Source organism: Xanthobacter autotrophicus (assembly GCF_030015065.1).
Classification (GTDB): domain Bacteria; phylum Pseudomonadota; class Alphaproteobacteria; order Rhizobiales; family Xanthobacteraceae; genus Xanthobacter; species Xanthobacter autotrophicus_D.
Map to the genome: position 1 here is coordinate 1 of NZ_JAIVFN010000412.1, position 449 is coordinate 449.

At 66.4% G+C, this 449-nt stretch carries 1 protein-coding gene; it reads right to left on the reverse strand.

Annotated elements, in window-relative coordinates:
• Positions 1-449: HdeD family acid-resistance protein (locus K9U40_RS23790; RefSeq protein WP_282892521.1), on the reverse strand; the 449-nt coding region annotated here is incomplete at both ends.

Here is a 449-nt window from a genome sequence, read left to right on the forward strand (position 1 = left end):
CGCCACGCCTGCGTATGGATTGGCCGCGAACAGCAGCCCCAGCACCACCGCCAGCACGCCACTGAGGATCAGCAGCCACTCGCCCTGGATCTGCTTGCGCACGCGGATCGCGAAGACGATGCGATAGATGCCGGCTACCAGCAGCCACGCCGCCAGGAACAGCACCAGCACGCTGGCGGTGGCCAGCGGGTTGATCACCGCCAGGATGCCGAAGCCCAGCGAAGCGATGGCATACAGCGCCAGCCAGCCGCGCGAGGCGCCGCTGCCACCACTGATCAGTGCGAACAGGCTGATGACCCCTTCGATGATGGCCATCAAGCCCAGCGTCCAGGCCAATGCCATGGCTGCGGACAGCGGCCAACCGATGGCGATGATGCCGAAGCCGAGCGCGACCAGGCCATACAGCAGCAGGATCCACCAGCTGCGGCCAACCGCTGACAACAAGGGAG